Genomic DNA, 12,781 nt, shown 5'->3' with positions numbered 1-12,781 from the left:
CGGAGCCACGATGCCGAAGAAAGTCATTGCCGTCCTCGCGACGCTCGACACGAAGGGGCAGGAGGCCGAGTTCCTCCGCGAGCAGCTCGAGGCGCTGGGCAGCCGCGCACTGCTGGTGGACATTGGCGTGATGAACGCGCCCGTGACGGCCGCGGACCTCACGCGGGCACAGGTCGCACGCGCCGGTGGCACGGCCCTCGCTGCCCTCAAGGCCGGCAAGTCGCGTGAAGCCGCGCAGCCGGTGATGTCGGCCGGGGCCACGAAGCTGCTGCTGCAGCGCATCGGACGGGGCGAGGTCCACGGCGTGATCGGGCTCGGTGGACTTCAGGGCACGGCGGCATGCACTGCCGTGATGCGCGCCCTGCCGTACGGCGTCCCGAAGGTGATGGTCTCCACCGTGGCCTCGGGCGACACCTCGTCGTACGTCGGCATCTCCGACATCACGATGATGTTCTCGGTCGGCGACATCCTCGGCCTGAACTCGTTCATGCGCAAGGTGCTCGCCAACGCCGCCGGCGCCGCGCATGGTATGGCGCAGGTCAAGGTGGCGGTGAAGGCGCGCGCGAAGGGCGCCAGGCCGCTGATCGGCATCTCGAACCTCGGCGTACTCACGCGCGGGACCATGCTCGCGATCGAGCTGTTCCGGAAGCGCGGCTACGAGTCGATCGTGTTCCACGCCGTCGGCACCGGTGGCCGCGCGATGGAGCTGATGATGAAGCAGGGCATCATCGGTGCCGTCTTCGACTACGCGATGGGCGAGATCAGCGACGAGCTGTTCCACGGTCTCCGCGCCGGTGGCAAGGAACGGCTGTCGGTGGCGGGAACGCTGGGCCTGCCGCAGGTCCTGTGTCCCGGCGGATCCGAGCATCTCGGCATCCTCGTGTCAGTGCCGCACCAGCTGCCGGAGCGCTGGAAGGAGCACAAGCATGTGTGGCACAACGAAGTGGTGCTCGCGCCGCGGCTGAACGCGAAGGAACTGAAGATGGTGGCGCGAGAGGTCGGTGCGCGACTCCAGTCCACGCGCGGCAATGCCGTCCTGATGATCCCGACCCTCGGGACGGGCAGCTACGCGATGCCGGGCGGGCCGTTGAACGATCCGAAAGACGATCGCGCGTACTTCACGGCCCTGAAGGCGGCGGTACCGACGACGATCGAGATCGTCGAGCGACCGTTGCACGCCGAGGATCCGGCGTTCGTGCAGGAAGCGGTGGACCGTCTCATCGCCCTGATCGAGGCTGGCGGCACCCGGACGGGCAGGCGTGCCGCCGCCCGTCGCCGCGCCTGACCTGGACGCCTTCAGGGACCGCGAGACGATGTCGGCCGCTTCTGACCTCCGCTTGCTGCCGTTCGAGATCCGTAATGCCGAGGGCGAGCGGATCGACGCGGCGTGGCGACACGCCAGGGGCGATCGGTCGCCTGCGAGTTCCGATCCGCGGTCAGCACCGATGGTCGTGATCGGCCACGGTGTGACGTCGCATTGGGACCGGCCCTGGCAGACCGAACTGAGTGCCGCGCTGAGCCATGCGGGCATCGCGTCGGTGCTCGTCTCGTTTGCCGGCAACGGCGCGTCCGAAGGACGCTTCGAGGACGTGACGCCGACAAAGGAAGTGGCCGACCTCGGCAGCGTGCTCGATGCGTTGCAGGCGTGGGGTGTAACGCGGTTGATGTATGCGGGCCACAGCATGGGGGGCGCAGTCGGCGCCATCCGCGCCGCCGCAGACGACCGCATCGAGTTGCTCGTCTCGCTGGCCGGCATGTTCCACGTTCACACCTTCATGCAGCGCACCTTCGGCCACCTGCCGTACGGGGGGCTGATGCTCGACAAGCCCGGATGTGCCTGGAATCACGCGCTCGAGGCGGACGCGGCGCGGCTCGCCTCACTCACGGCTCAGGCCGCGGCGGTCCGCGTGCCGTGGCTGCTGGTGCACGGCGATGCCGACGAACTCGTGCCCTTGCAGGACTCGCTCGACGCCCGGGCGGCGGCCGGCGGCCGTCCTGATCTGGTCGTCCTGCCAGGCGTCGACCACCGGTTCACGGGCGCGATTCCCGCCGTCTGCGATGCCGTCGTGCCCTGGCTCGTGCGACACCTCGCCTGACCCCGGCGCCGCATCGGCGAGTCGTGTCGCTCGCGTGTCCAGCGCGTCCTTGCGTCACAATCTCACGCATGACGAAATCGCGACGGCTGGCGATTGCAGTGACGGCGATGCTGTTGCTGGGCGTCGACCTGAAGGTCGACGCCTACCGATCGGCCTACCCGAAGGTCGGCGCCTACGAGTCACCAGACGAAGAGGCACTGCGGCACTTTCTCGCCATCCTCCGCCTCGACACCCAGAACCCGCCAGGCAACGAGGTGCTCGTCGTCGAGTACCTGAAGGGCGTGCTGGAGGAGGCCGGCATCGAGACTCGCGTGTTTGCGCTCGATCCGAAGCGGCCCAACCTGGTGGCTCGCCTCCGGGGCTCTGGCACGAAGCGTCCGCTGCTCGTGATGGGCCACACAGACGTTGTGACCGTGGACGCGACGAAATGGAAGCACCCGCCGTTCTCGGCCACGCGTGAAGGCGGCTACATCTATGCCAGAGGCACGCAGGACGACAAGCCGAGCGTCGTCGCGGGGCTCATGACCGTGCTGCAACTGAAGCGCAGCGGAGTCCGCCTCGATCGCGATGTGGTGTTCCTCGCCGAAGCGAGCGAGGAGGGCAACAGGCCGTTCGGCATCAACCACATGGTGGCGGATCACTGGGCCGACATCGACGCCGAGTACTGCCTGGCCGAAGGCGGTGGCGTGGAGCGGACTGCCGGGCAGGTCCGGTTCGCCGCGGTGGCGACGACCGAGAAGATCGCACACACGATCAGCCTGGTGGCGCGTGGCACCGCTGGCCATGGGTCGGTGCCGCTCCAGAGCAACGCGATCGTGCACCTGTCGCAGGCGATTGCCAGGATCGCGGCGTGGCGCACGCCGATGCGCCTCAACGACACCACGCGGGCGTATTTCACTGGCCTGGCGCGGCTCTCGTCCCCCGAGGAGGCCGAACCCTACCGTGCGCTCGTGGAAGGCCGAGATCTCGAGCGCGTACAGGACCACCTCGCCGCCAACGAGCCGTCGCTGTCGTCGCAGATCCGCACGTCGATCTCGCCCAACATCATCAAGGGCGGCTACCTGCGCAACGTGATTCCGTCGGAGGCCGAGGCGACGCTCGACATCCGCGCGTTGCCGGACGAGGACTTCCCGGCGTTCCTCGAGCGCCTTCGCGCAATCGTCGACGACCCGGCCATCGCCGTGACCCGGGTGGAGAGCTATCCGACGCGTCCCGGGTCGGCGCCGTCGCGCCTGGACACCGAGGCCTTCAAGGCCATCGAAGCGGCGCACAAGAAGGTATATGGCGTGCCGACGCTGCCGTCGATGCTGACCGGTGGCACCGACATGGCGCAGGTCCGGGCCCGGGGCGTGCAGTGCTACGGCATCGGTCCCGTCGCCGACACCGAGGATGCGACACTCGGTTTCGGGGCCCACAGCGACCAGGAGCGCATCCTCGAAGAGGGCTTCCTGAAGTTCGTGCGCGTGCACTTCGAGATCGTTCGCGACCTCGCCGCCGCGCGATAGTCTCACGGGCAGGCGATGATGTAGGAGTGGAATGGCCCCTGCACGCGGAGACGCACCTCCGCTGGAGGAGCATCGGCCCGGTGCTCCTTTACGCGGCGTTCATCGCCTACCAGTCGCTTGCCGACGGCGGCGCATGGGTGTGTGGCGGTGACGTGCTCGCGTGGCCATCGCACCACGTTTCGCGCATCGACGTCCTGGCCAACGTCCTGGGGTACGTCCCACTCGGGTGGCTGTGCGCGGTCACGGCCAGCGCCGAGGCGCGATGGAGGGGGCGTCGCATCTCCTCGATGTTCGCGAGCGTCGCGCTGGTGTCCTTGTTCTCCCTTGCCCTCGAAATGGCGCAGTCCTGCCAGACCAACCGCGTCTCGTCGGCGACCGACTGGGCCACCAATTCAGCCGGCGCGGCCCTTGGCGCGGCCCTGGCGCTGATACTGCCGGCAGTGGCCCGGGCGATGGAGCCGGCCCGGGCGCCCGGCACGCACGAGAGTGCCTCTGGCGCGCGACTCCGCGTGGGTGCGATGTCGATCGTCATGCTGTGGGTCCTCGCGCAGACGATGCCGTGGGCGTTCACGGCCGACGTGGGCACCTTTGCCAGGAACCTCGCCTTCCTGCGCCACTGGCAGGACGCCATTCCACTCGACCGATGGAACCTGCTGCGCCATTTCGGCGCCTGGCTGGCGCTGGTCGCCGCCTGTCGCCTCGCGGCATCGTCTCGTCTCATGGCAACCGCGTCGCTGTTTGCCACCGTGGCCGGGTGCCTCGCGCTACAGGTGATGCTCGCGGCCCCGTCGCCGCTGACCGTCGAGGAACTCGTTGGCGTCGCGGCCGCCATCGGCCTGGCAGCGCCGGCCCTGCTGCTGATGCCGTACCCGGAGGGCCATGCCTGGTGGCCGCGGGTGCTCCTGACCGGTGTCGTGATGGTCGTGGCGACCTATGAGTTGCGCCCGGCGGCCGGTGGCACGCACGCCTTCAGCTGGATCCCGCTCGTCGGACTCGGCCAACGCCTCGGCGCGCTCGACTTCGCGGCGCTCTTTGCCTGGGCAGGCTGCGGCGTGGTCGTCGCGGCCCACACGGCCCAGCGGCAGCGAGACCGGGCGCAGGCCCGGCGCTGGCCGCTCGCGATGCTCGTGCTCGTGCTCGCGCTCGAACTGGCGCAAACGCGAATTCCCGGGCGAGGCCCCGATACCTCCGCGGTGCTGTTCACGATCCTCGCCATGCTCGGCACCGGCGCGTTGCTCAGGGGCGGGCGCTGAGCGACAGGTACGCGTCCGCGTATCGATGGCCGAGTTCGCGCAACGACGGAGTGTCGAAGTGCACCTTGTCGCCGCCGTGCACGAGGCCGTCGCTCGAGACGAACGCGGTGCGTCGAACCTTGCCCGGCAGCGAGCGGTGCGCGGCGTCGACGATGCGCCGCGACGCGTCCCACGGCACGTCCGGATACTGCCCGAGTTGCCCGACGATGAAGGGCACGTCCGGAGCGTCGAGTGCCGTCCTGAGGCGAGCGATCAGATCGTGCAGTTTCGCTTCATAGCCTGGTGCGAGGTCGGCCGTCGCATCGGATTCCCCCTGGTGCCAGAGGATTGCCTTCAACGTCCCTGATGCCAGGGCGACGCGCGCGCGAGCGATCGCATCGTCCCAGGGATGGCTCTTCGTCGGTTCGTAGTACACGCCGGGCTGCCATGCGTCGATGGGTGAACCACCGACCGCGGCCGGAATCAGTCCGATGGTCACGCCGGGGTGGCTGTCGGCGATGCGGGCGGCGAAGCTCCGGCCGAGGCCGACCCCTGCAATGGGCTTGTCGAAGTGCATCGGATCGACGGCGGGTACCCAGGTCCGCTGCCTGTCGAGCATCAGCACGTGCGGGATGGGCGCGGTGTCCTGCGATTCGACCCTGCCTCGTCCGGCCATGTTCGATTGGCCGACGAGCAGGAACAGGTCCATGGACCCGGTTGCCGGGACTGCGGGCGACTGCGCGACACCGGTGGTCGCCAGCACCGCGATACCCAACAACGTCAGCACGATTCTGCGCATCGCGTTACTCCTCGGGCAGGCATTCGGTGTGTGAGGTCTTGCGAGGCCGACGCACCGCTCTCAGTGGTGCGTCATGTATCGCGGCACCGTCGCGGGAATCTCTCGTTCGATACGAGGGCGGTCGGCAGTGTTCGCGAGCGCCCAGACGCTGGCAAATATGGTCCGCGCGACGGCTTCCATCTTGGCCGGGTCCAGGTACCGCGCCTCGTCGGTGGGCAGGTGGTAGCGTGGATGCGATCCCGTGGTGAAGCCGACGATGAGGATGCCGCGCTCGAGGTATGGCCCGGCATCCGTGCGCGGATAGAAGTACTCGCTTTCCGGCCGATCGTCACGGCGATTGAGCGTCATCCGCAGGTACGACGCGTTCACGCGCTCGAGCAGGGCGTCGACGGTGGGACTCAGCACGCCGGGTCCCATCAGGAACACTTCGTTCGGTCCGGTTGCGTCTGCCGAGCCCGCGTCGGGAGTGCCAGGCGCACGTGTCGCGCCGATCATGTCGACGTTGACGTGCGCGACGATTCGGTCGAGCGGCACCGGCGGCTGGTGCACGAATCGCCGCGTGCCCCAGAGCCCGCGTTCCTCGCCACTGTCCCAGATGAAGATCAGCGACCGTTTCGGACGTGGCCCCTTCATGATCTGCTCGGCGATCGCCAGCGTGCCGGCGCTGCCGGTGGCGTTGTCGTCGGCCGCGTTGTAGATGCGGTCGCCGTCGACTTCGCCCATGCCGACGGCGCCGTCGAGATGCGATGCGACCGTCACGTACTCGTCCTCCAGAAGGGGATCGCTGCCCTTGATCATAGCCACCACGTTGAACGGCCGCTCGCTCGCCACCGACGCGAGCGGCACGTGCACGCGGATGCGCCGCGCCAGCTGGAACGGTCGAGGGTAGTCACCCTTGTCGCCGCGCGCGACCAGCGTGCCGGCGTCGACGCGATCGCCCGCCAGGAGGGCCTCTATCGCTGGCCGGGCGAGCAGCAGTGACGTGATGGGTGGCGCCGCGTAGGCCGATGGCACCACCGGGTCGATCTCTCGGCGGAGCAGGTTGGCCGACTGCATCGTGGTCCAGTCGGCCTTGGGATCAGAGGCGGTGAGGAAGAGGACGCCGACCGCCCCGCGCGCCTTCGCCTCGGCGAATACCGAGGAGGCGCCAACGGCGACGCGTCCGATCTGCGTGATGGTGACGCCCTTCGGCATCGCGCGTGGCCCGTGCGCCAGCACCAGCTTGCCGCGCACGTCGAGGCCGGCCCAGGCGTCGAAGCCGCGCGCCGGGGCATGCCAGCCGTGCCCCACGTACACCACCGGCACGGTCGCATCGATCGGTCCGGCGAACGACCGCAGGACGAAGTCGGTGCCGAACGCAAACCGACGCCCGGCGATCTCGAGTGACGCGGCGGCGGTGTTCACCCGCAGTTCGCGCAAGTCGTAGTGCTGCCGGAATGTGCCGGCATCGCCGGCGGGCGTCACGCCGGCGGCCTTCAGGCGCGCCTCGATGTACGTCGCCGCCGCGTCGAAACCGGGCGACGCGGTGTCGCGTCCGCGCAACGCGTCGGCCGCGAAGTAGTCGAGATCACGCGCCAGTGCTGCCGCGGTGATCCCGTCGGCTGCGGCACGCGCGGCCGCCGGCAGCGCCGCGTCCTGCGCGCGGGCGGTGGGCGCCGCAGACACGAGCACGGACAACAGTCCGCAGGCGAGGCGTCGAGCTGGCATGCCAGACAGGGTAGACGAGTTAGACTGCCCGCATGTCGCGACGTGCCATCTTCCTTCTCGTCGGCGCCTTGTCGATCGGCGCCATCCAGCCGGAGCCCGGGTTCGTCCCGCTGTTGGACGGCACGACGCTGAAAGGGTGGGTGAACATCAACTGTGCGCCCGATACCTTCGGCGTGCGCGAAGGCATGATCACCTCGACCGGTGTCCCCGTCTGCGAGATTCGCACCGAGCGGATGTACGAGAATTTCGTGCTCGAACTCGAGTACCAGCACGTGAAGCCGTTGGGTAACGCCGGCGTGTTCATCTGGGCAGACGCCCTGCCGGCGCGGGGCCAGCCGTTCGAACGCGCCATCGAGGTGCAGGTGCTCGACGGCCGCAACTCTGAGACGTATACCAGCCACGGCGACGTCTTTGCCATCCACGGCGCGGGACTCACGCCCGACCGGCCACACCCGAAGGGCACGATGCGCAGCCTGCCGAGCGAGCACCGCGCGAAGGGGCCTGGCGAGTGGAACCACTACCGCATCACGGCCAACAAGGGCTCCCTGAAGCTGGCCGTCAACGGCAAGGAGGTGTCGGGCGGTTACGACATCTCGCCGCGCAAGGGCTACATCGCGCTGGAGTCGGAGGGCGCGCCCACGTTGTTCCGTAACATCCGGATCCGGGAGCTACTGAGTGCCGGCACGCTCCCACCGGAGCAGGTGGCCGCCGCGGACGCGGGTCACAAGGCGCTCTACGACGGCAAGACCATGACGGGGTGGCAATTGCCGCCGGATCAGGCGCCGCGGTGGCGTACCAACGACTGGACCATCGCCTACGAGGCCGCGATACCTGCACCCGGCAAGCCGCTGCTCTCGTCGGACCCTTACGGCGACATCGAGGTGATCGCCGACTGGCGCTGGGTCGACGAGGCCGAGCCCGCCGCGTCTCAGGCCGCAGCGGTCGTCTCGGCTCGCATGCTGCCGGGTGTTCGCACGGTGGTAATGCCCCAGCCCGGCGGTCCGGCACAGGCTGCCGGCAAGTGGAACCGTGTCGTCCAGCGCATCGAGGGCAACCGGTTGACGATGACGGTGAACGGCACGGTGGTGCTGGCCGACGTGCCGCAGGACCGATTGCCTGCCAGGGGACGCATCGCGCTCGTTCCAGCAGGCCGGAAGGTCGAGTTCGCGAACGTGTTCGTGAGGCCGCTACCATGAGGCTCCAATCACGGATCCTCGTTGCGTGCGCCGGGATCATCGCTGCCAGCGTGACCTTGCGTGGCGCGCAAGCACCGCCTCAGAAGCCAGGACTGACTCCACCGCCGCCGGCGCCATCGGACCTCCGCGTGCGCGTTGATCGCGTGGGTGTGATGCCCACGCACATCAACCCGACGTCTCCCGTTGTTGCGGGAGATCAACTCCTGCTGGTCGATCAAGCGGGCACGTTGTCGCGTTGGGACGGCCATGCCGCGACGACGCTGTTGACACCCAAATCGTTGCCGCCAGGCGTGCGTCTGCTAGGCGGAGAGAGTTTGATCAACGTCGCCGCCGATCGGGCCGGCACCCATGTCTACGCTGTATTCGTATCGTCGTTGGTGCCCAAGGGGGTGAAGCGATTGATGTCGCCGCGCGACCCAGACGGCTGGTACGTACTGGTGCAGTACCAGTTCGACGGCCAGACTCTCACTTCGCCACGGCCGATCGTGGCCTTGCAAATGCGCAGCGAGGGCCACACAGGCGGCGGACTGGTGGTTGCCGACGATGACCTGGTGCTGTTTGCCGTCGGTGACAACGGCGACTCGTACGAGGACGGACGCGGGCACGGTCAGGATGCGCAGACACATCTCGCGAAAATCATGCGGATCACGCCATCCGATGGAGCGGTCTCGGTGGCGGCGCTCGGTGTGCGCGCCGCGCAGCGGCTGGCGATCGGCACGTGGGCAGGCGAGCGCTGGCTCACGTTCGTCGACCCGGGTGGCTGGATCTCCGAGGAAGTGAATGGCGCGCGCCTGACCGATTTCTCGTCGTCTGCATCGCTCGACTTCGGCTGGGGCCGACATCCCGTCGACGGCAAGGCGCGCGAGGGCACCTACGACATCGATCGCCTGGGTAACTCGGCAGCGCAGTTGCCCGACGACGAGCCGGGCTTCGTGCAGCCGATCGCGCAGGTCGGACGCGCGACGGGCGAGCGAATCGCTGTTTCCGGCCCCGTACCTGGCGGCCCTTCGTTCTCGCGGATCACGCTCTTGTTCGGTGACCTGGTCAGCGGTCGCGTCTTCGCGACAACGGGGCCGATGACCGCGCGCAGGCAGGCGGTTCTCGAAGTCGGCGTCGTGGATGCCGAGGGCAAGGACACCACCTTGAAGGCGCTTGCTGGCAACGCTCGGCCAGATCCCAGGTTCTTCACTTTCCCCGATGGGACTGCGGGGGTCTTGCTGGAGAAGACCGGCGAGTTCTTTCGCGTGACGGAGCTCCGCTAGCGAACGGCCGCACCGCGGAGAAGACAGGAGACTTCGTTAAGTGATCGGGGGCACCCCGGCAGACGCGTCGCCACACCGGCCGATCATGGTTGCGGAGGTGTTGGCTCACCTGCGGCCGACACCTGGCGAGGCCGTCGTGGATTGCACCCTCGGCGGCGGCGGCCACGCGCAGGCCATCCTTCAGTGCCTTCAGCCGGGCGGGCGCCTGATCGGACTCGACGTCGACCCCGTGGAACTGCCAGCAACGCTCGCCCGCCTTCGGGAGGCAGGGTTCGGCCCCGAGACGTTCATCGCGCAGCAGGCGAACTTCCGCTCGCTGCCTGCCGTGCTTGCCTCGCACGGGTACGAGCGCGTCGACGCAATCCTGGTCGACCTCGGTGTGTCGTCGATGCAGCACGATTCGCCCGCGCGTGGCTTCAGCTACAAGCATCCAGGGCCCCTCGACCTGCGCATGGATCCCACCAGCGGACCGCCTGCATGGGAACGGCTGGGCACTCTGGACGCGGCCGCGATCGGTGCGATCCTCGTCGATTACGCCGACGAACCACACGCCGATCTCATTGCCAGTCTGCTCGTGGAGGCACTGCCCCGCACGACGCACGCGCTCGAGCGGCTCATCCGGGCGGGGCTCACCGCGGCGATGCCTGCATTACCCCGCGCGGAGGTGAAGATGTCCATACGGCGGACCTTCCAGGCGCTGCGCATCCTCGTGAACGACGAACTCGACGCGCTCGAGACGCTGCTGGCCGCACTTCCCTCCGGCCTCGCACCGGGCGGCCGCGTCGTCGTCCTCACGTTCCATTCGGGAGAGGACCGGCGTGTGAAGCAGGCCTTCCGCAGTGGTCGACGGGCCGGCGTCTATGCCGAGATCGCGGAGACGGTCGTGCGGTCTGCCAGGGAGGAGACGTTCGCGAATCGGCGTGCGGCGTCCGCCAAACTGCGCTGGGCGGTACGTGCCGGCGGGTTGAGAAGCGGCGGGTGAGGCTCTTGCAAGCACCGGCCGCGCTCGGAGCGCTGGCCCTGCCTTGAACCCTTGATCGAGAATCCAACCATGTGCTCCGGCCCGCTTGAATCCATCGTCAGTGACAGGCGCTCGTTCATGGCGCGCCGGATCGGCACAGTGACAGCGAAGACACGCGCCACGAGAGCCGCGGGCCGCATCCTGGCGTGGATCATGGTGACCGCGCTCTTGCCGTGCGCGCCGCCCGCGAACGCGCAGGCCGAACCCCCGGCGCTGACGCGGCGGGCGGATGGTCCCTGGGACGCCTCTGTGCCAGCGGCAGGCACGATCCTCCGCTACACGCTCGACGGCACGGAGCCGACACGGGACTCGGGTGCATGGCTGGCGTCGGTCGACGTGCCGCCCGGATACGTGCTGAAAGTGCGCGCGTTCACCGACGACGGTACTGCCGCTGGTGATGTCGCGCTGCGCGAGACGCCGCTGCCTGACGGTACCGTTCGGACACCGACATCGCTCGTGCCCGTCACCCAGAACCGCGACTGGCGCGTGTACGACTGGAAGGATCGCCACGCCGCGGCCGTTGCCCTGATGCGCGAGCGCCGGCCCGAGATCGTGATGCTCGGCGACTCGATCACGCATTTCTGGGGTGGCGATCCGGTGGGCGGTCGACGCAACGGCGCCGCGGAGTGGGATCGATTCTTCGCGGGGCGGCGCGTCGTCAACCTGGGCTACGGGTGGGACCGGACCGAGAACGTCCTCTGGCGACTGACGCACGGCGAGTTCGACGATGTGTCGCCAGCCGTCGTGGTCGTGCTGATCGGCACCAACAACATCGGGCTCAACACGGCCGACGACATCGCCGCGGGCGTCGAGGCGATCTGCTCGACGATTCACGCGCGATCGCCGCAGACACGCATCCTGCTGCTGGGACTTCTGCCCCGCGGTGAACGTCCGAATCCGGCACGCGACTCCGTCGGAGAAGTGAATCGACGTCTCGCGACGCTCGACGGCCGCCACGGCATCACGTACCTCGATATCGGGTCGGTGTTCGTATCCGCCGACGGGACGATCGCCCGGGAGGTGATGTACGACTTCCTCCACCCTACGGCGAAGGGCTACGACCTGTGGGCCGCGGCGATGACCGAAACGCTGGAGCGCTTGCTGCCAGCGCAGACAATGCCCGCGCGCTGAGGTGGGTTCGAAGGCCGAAGGCCGATTGACGAAGGCCGACCTTCGAGCGCCGTCGTCAGGGCAAGTTGACTGGGCGGCCTCCGCTAACGCGTGCGCGTTGCGGAGAGGATCTCGCGCTCCGTCTCGCGCGAGATCACCCACTTCGCGCTCGCACGCCGATCGGCCGGCAATTCCGTGAACCAGTCCAGGGTGTCGCGCACCGTCTCGGTCACGGGGCGATGCGACAGGCCGGCCGCCACCGACCGCGTCGTCCGGATGCTCGTGTGTCCCAGGTCGTTGCCACGCGCCAGGATCCACGGCACCATCCCATCGATCTCCCGCGCCTTCAAGGCCGCTTCATCGACCCAGACCAGTCGCGCCGTGACATTCAGCGCGGCGATCGACTCACGCAGGAACGTCTCGATGGTCATCGCCGTACCGGGGCCGATGGCGTTGAAGATGCCTGACGCGTCGTCTTCGACGAGCCTGAGCATGAAGGCTGCAAGGTCGCGCACGTCGATGAACTGCACGGGGTCGGTCTTGCTGCCAGGGGCGAGTACGTCGCCACCCTCGGCGAGCCGCACCGGCCAGTAGGTGAAACGGTCGGTGTGATCGCCAGGCCCAACGATGTAGGTCGGGCGGACGACGATGCCGCGAGGGCCGAACACGCGCGCGAGGATGGCTTCGCATCGGGCCTTGCGCGTGCCGAAGCTCTCCGAGCCGTCCTTCGGATCTGCCGGGTCGGTATGAACCACGCTCCACCGCCCGCCGCACGAGGTGAGGACCGATGAAGCCCGTGCCACCGAGGACCAACAGCGTCCTGGGCGCGACTGCGCGTGCGACGGTGCCTGAC

11 protein-coding genes are annotated in these 12,781 nt (G+C 68.5%); 8 read left to right on the top strand and 3 right to left on the bottom strand.

Annotated elements, in window-relative coordinates; all coding sequences use genetic code 11:
* Positions 1–10: 10 nt before the first annotated feature.
* The 4 genes from LuPra_RS28805 (at position 11) to LuPra_RS28790 (ending at position 4,854) form a co-directional block, all read left to right on the top strand.
* Entirely contained in the window at positions 11–1,285 is a 1,275-nt protein-coding gene (locus LuPra_RS28805) for a Tm-1-like ATP-binding domain-containing protein (protein ID WP_110173966.1), read from the top strand.
* Positions 1,260–2,096 carry an alpha/beta hydrolase family protein gene (locus LuPra_RS28800; RefSeq protein WP_110173965.1) on the top strand — a complete coding sequence of 279 codons (837 nt, stop codon included), beginning with the start codon at positions 1,260–1,262 and terminating at the stop codon, positions 2,094–2,096. The genes LuPra_RS28805 and LuPra_RS28800 overlap by 26 nt, the downstream gene beginning before the upstream one ends.
* A 68-nt stretch (positions 2,097–2,164) precedes the next feature.
* Positions 2,165–3,601, top strand: a complete 1,437-nt coding sequence (locus tag LuPra_RS28795) for a M20/M25/M40 family metallo-hydrolase (RefSeq protein ID WP_234800599.1) — start codon at positions 2,165–2,167, stop codon at positions 3,599–3,601.
* 26 nt (positions 3,602–3,627) lie between these two features.
* Positions 3,628–4,854, top strand: a complete 1,227-nt coding sequence (locus tag LuPra_RS28790; protein ID WP_157899816.1) for a VanZ family protein — start codon at positions 3,628–3,630, stop codon at positions 4,852–4,854.
* On the opposite strand, the gene LuPra_RS28785 is transcribed toward LuPra_RS28790, so the two are convergent.
* Positions 4,838–5,632 (bottom strand): sialate O-acetylesterase, encoded by a 795-nt coding sequence (locus LuPra_RS28785; protein WP_110173963.1) that lies wholly within the window; start codon positions 5,630–5,632, stop codon positions 4,838–4,840. The genes LuPra_RS28790 and LuPra_RS28785 overlap by 17 nt on opposite strands.
* Before the next feature lie 60 nt (positions 5,633–5,692).
* On the bottom strand, positions 5,693–7,339 hold the full coding sequence (locus LuPra_RS28780) for a M28 family peptidase (RefSeq protein ID WP_110173962.1): 1,647 nt from the start codon (positions 7,337–7,339) through the stop codon (positions 5,693–5,695).
* 32 nt (positions 7,340–7,371) lie between these two features.
* Here LuPra_RS28780 and LuPra_RS28775 point away from each other — a divergent pair, with 32 nt between their 5' ends.
* The 4 genes from LuPra_RS28775 (at position 7,372) to LuPra_RS28760 (ending at position 11,949) form a co-directional block, all read left to right on the top strand.
* On the top strand, positions 7,372–8,535 hold the full coding sequence (locus LuPra_RS28775) for a 3-keto-alpha-glucoside-1,2-lyase-like domain-containing protein (RefSeq protein ID WP_110173961.1): 1,164 nt from the start codon (positions 7,372–7,374) through the stop codon (positions 8,533–8,535).
* Entirely contained in the window at positions 8,532–9,797 is a 1,266-nt protein-coding gene (locus tag LuPra_RS28770) for a PQQ-dependent sugar dehydrogenase (RefSeq protein ID WP_110173960.1), read from the top strand. Before LuPra_RS28775 ends, LuPra_RS28770 begins: the two co-directional genes overlap by 4 nt.
* 40 nt (positions 9,798–9,837) lie before the next feature.
* Positions 9,838–10,779 carry a 16S rRNA (cytosine(1402)-N(4))-methyltransferase RsmH gene (gene rsmH / locus LuPra_RS28765; RefSeq protein ID WP_110173959.1) on the top strand — a complete coding sequence of 314 codons (942 nt, stop codon included), beginning with the start codon at positions 9,838–9,840 and terminating at the stop codon, positions 10,777–10,779.
* Positions 10,780–10,917: 138 nt separating this feature from the next.
* Positions 10,918–11,949, top strand: coding sequence for a GDSL-type esterase/lipase family protein (locus LuPra_RS28760; protein ID WP_157899815.1), 1,032 nt, complete (start codon positions 10,918–10,920; stop codon positions 11,947–11,949).
* Between the two features lie 83 nt (positions 11,950–12,032).
* Here LuPra_RS28760 and LuPra_RS28755 read toward each other — a convergent pair whose 3' ends face one another.
* The gene (locus LuPra_RS28755) at positions 12,033–12,683 is read right to left on the bottom strand and encodes an NAD-dependent epimerase/dehydratase family protein (protein WP_110173957.1); all 651 of its coding nucleotides are present in this window, start codon (positions 12,681–12,683) and stop codon (positions 12,033–12,035) included.
* Positions 12,684–12,781: the final 98 nt, after the last annotated feature.

Source organism: Luteitalea pratensis, assembly GCF_001618865.1.
Lineage (GTDB): Bacteria > Acidobacteriota > Vicinamibacteria > Vicinamibacterales > Vicinamibacteraceae > Luteitalea > Luteitalea pratensis.
This window is presented reverse-complemented; position numbering and strand designations above follow the sequence as displayed.